This window comes from Mycobacterium simiae, from assembly GCF_008370645.1.
In the GTDB taxonomy this organism is placed as follows: Bacteria; Actinomycetota; Actinomycetes; order Mycobacteriales; family Mycobacteriaceae; genus Mycobacterium; species Mycobacterium simiae_A.
On sequence record NZ_VTZN01000521.1, the window covers coordinates 1 to 471 of the forward strand.

Annotated in this window: 1 pseudogene; it reads left to right on the top strand. The window is 68.6% G+C overall.

The annotated features are described in order from the left end of the window. A pseudogene (locus tag F0Q45_RS28415) lies at positions 1 to 367 on the top strand (hypothetical protein); the annotation flags it as partial. Positions 368 to 471 lie beyond the last annotated feature (104 nt).

A 471-nucleotide genomic window follows, 5' to 3' on the forward strand; every position in this document is an offset into this window, starting at 1 on the left:
CGCCGGCGGCGCCGGCGGAATAGGCTTTAGCGGGAACGGTGGTAACGGGGGCGCCGGTGGCAACGCCGGCCTGCTGGGCAACGGTGGGTCCGGCGGCGCCGGCGGAACGGACGGAGATTTTGACGGCGCTGGTGTCGGTGGGCAAGGCGGCCGAGCTGGCCAACTTGTCGGTAATGGCGGAGCCGGCGGCGCGGGCGCGGATGGCCCCATGACTGGTGGTAACGGCGGAGCCGGTGGCAACGCCGGCCTATTTGGCAACGGTGGCAACGGCGGTAACGCCGGACTCGCCTCGACAGCGGGTCAAGTAGGAGTCGGTGGAATCGGCGGGCTGCTGTTGGGCCGAAACGGGCTCGACGGGTTGGACTAACCAGCGCCGCGTTGAAACTGATGTGGCGCCAAGCACGGGTCGAAACGAGCCAGATGTGCCGTTGCTGGGCCGCAGCGTGGATTGAAAGCGCTGTGAGTCGACCT